This window comes from Bradyrhizobium sp. LeoA1Lang (genome assembly GCF_055413685.1).
The window spans coordinates 1-2533 of sequence record NZ_JBVAPG010000357.1; the positions used below are offsets into that span (position 1 = coordinate 1).

Genomic DNA, 2533 nt, shown 5'->3' on the forward strand with positions numbered 1-2533 from the left:
ATGCCTATCCTTATCGCCATCCTTACAACTATCTTTTGACATGGTGACCTCGTGACGAAACAATCCACGAGATCTTCCTAGCCGACCAGATCAGCCCTCAGTGCGTGGTCGCCGGATGACGCTCACCATCAAACAAGGCACGGCATTTCAACCTCAGCTGAACGATGCGCGACTCTGGTAGTCGGCCAGGCTGACAATCAGGCTCGCCAGCCTCACGACGCCAATCCTATCGGCATCGAGACGCAGTTCACTTCGCTTGGTGATCTTCGAATTGCTGTGACCCTAATCAACTTGCACAGCGCAAGGATGGTGCACGGATGACGCGCTGGTGCAAACCAAAACCGCGCGTGCTTGAAGGCGGTAAAGCCGATCGCGCATTGCGTCCTGATGCTTCGCAGTCGCGGATCAGATTGAATTCCTGGCCGCTTGCGGCGATGCTTGTCAGCGCTCTCCTCTGGGCCGGTATTTGCTGGGTCGTCTATGCGTTCTCATGAGCGAAATGACATGCCAAAGCTGCCAAGCTGGCGACACAAGATGGCCGCATTGGCAAGCGCCTTCTGGCCTATACGCTTGAGGTCGTCGATTGACCTCTCTTTGAGGATCGCGGCCTCCAGGATCTTAGAGGCAACTTAGGCACGTCGGTTTGGTGCTGGGAAACGTCTTCGCCGATTTCGTTCAGCGCGCGCATGGGGCGCGGCCGTTTCGACACCGAACATAGGAGATGTCGCCCATCCTGTAGCAGGAAAGACAAGCAACCAACGGATGACCGAGCTGTTCCGGAAATTCGCGCACGTTATTCAATTCGGCAAATCCGGTCGCGCGATCTAGCGTATGCAAGTTGACAAACGTGTTCTCCACATACGCCGGGAAGTGATTGCCCACGCCAGGACCACCAAGAGTCTTTGTTGTTGCACCGGCGCCAGTACATAGTGTCCCACTTTCTCGAAGTGAAACGGCAGCGCGGTCTCGGCCTATCGAACCACTCTACATCCGACTTAGCACCGGTGAATGCGGCCGAGCGTGGACGCTGAAACAGCGCGAAGCCCGACGCACACTGCCGGGTATGAGGTGCGTCGGGCTGTTGGGGCATGGCGCGGCACCTGGCCGTGTCCAGCCCGCATGACCCCTTGCAAATGATATGCCACACGAAAAGGCGCCGATGATCCGGCCCCACCCCCCGGTGCAAGGGCCGCACGGATGTTCACTTGTTCGCGTGCCAAGTATGGGCCGCCTCCTCAGGGCGTGGGTTGCGTTGCGCTTGTGATCGACATTGATCTAAATAGCTGGCCCGACGATCTCTGGATTTCGATGTCGCGGAGACTTCGTTTACGCGACCTGCAGCGGGACTCTGATCTCCGAACGGATTCGCCCGAGCCAAAGAACCAACCTAGCCGCCCCTAGCTAGCAGGCTGTTGAAGAAGTCTTTGAACGGTGTTGTCACCGTTGAGAAGGCAGATCTCCCCTTCGAGTGAGCCGTCATCCTGCAGTTCGGCCTAGCCGTCACCCTCGGCTGGCTCCATTTCGTCGTTTCCCTGCCAGCCGAACTCGGCGGCATCGCCGTGGCAGGTTCCATGAATGGAGCCTGTGCGGCAATCGAAGGCGAATTCGCCGCCGGCCTCGTCGAACAGGATGTAGGCGCTCGCCAAGGCCATGCCGTAGCTCGGTGTCTCGACGACCTGCCATCTGCCCCGAATGCTCATGCCGGTGCCGCCAGAAGCTTGGGAAGCCGGATCAAATTATAGACCGCAAGCGCCAGGACGAACACGGCATCCACCCGGTCGCGGCCTCGCAGCTTGATCTTGGCCAAGCCAGCGGAACTCTTGATCCAGCCGAAGACTTCTTCGATGCGTTTGCGGCAGCGTTGGCTGATGTCGTAGCCGCTGTGACGTGTGGTCCGCGCGTCGATCGCCGTCTTGCGCCGCTTGCCGGTCTTACTCAGATGTCCATCAATCGCAATATGCGGAGTAACCGATCTATCTCTCAGCTCGTGGACGAACTGCGTGACATCATAGGCCTTATCCGCCCCCAGAGTGATCCGTTTCGCGCACCCGCGCCTGTCGATATGGCAAGCGCAATCTCCCGTTCGGCGGTGCCCGTCGCTTGGCTCACCCCACCCAAGACCGCTAAACCATTGCGGTTCTCCATCAGCGCATGGCCCATATAGCTCAGCTTAGCCGGCTGGCCGTCACCCTTCTTGTAGAGCCGCGCCTCGGGATCGGTCGTGCTCGCATGTCTCGTTCGATCGCTTCTCCTTGTGGAAGCTGCGCTCAGCATTGCGTCCCGGACCGTCCTCGTCTTTGTCGCTGCCATCCTTCTTCCGGAAGCTCTTGATCGAAGCCCGGGCTTTCAATCAGCGTACCATCCACCGAGAAGTGGTCGCTCGATAGTAGACGCTTGACCTTTGGTTGGGTGCCGTCCGAAAAGCGGTTGGAATTGAAAGTGGCGTAGTCTCCGGGGTGATCAACCTCGAATCACCCGGCGTTGACGCGCCGGGCTGGAGACCACGCCATGACAAGCGTTACCACGAAGGCTT

The 2533-nt window shown here is 58.8% G+C and carries 1 protein-coding gene and 1 pseudogene; both read right to left on the minus strand.

The genetic code is table 11. The annotated features are described in order from the left end of the window. Positions 1-1493 precede the first annotated feature (1493 nt). Positions 1494-1700 carry a hypothetical protein gene (locus ACZYOF_RS43360; protein WP_245475127.1) on the minus strand — a complete coding sequence of 69 codons (207 nt, stop codon included), beginning with the start codon at positions 1698-1700 and terminating at the stop codon, positions 1494-1496. Continuing rightward, positions 1697-2450 (minus strand): annotated as a pseudogene (locus ACZYOF_RS43365) (IS5 family transposase); the annotation flags it as partial. The pseudogene ACZYOF_RS43365 and the gene ACZYOF_RS43360, both read right to left, overlap by 4 nt. Positions 2451-2533: the final 83 nt, after the last annotated feature.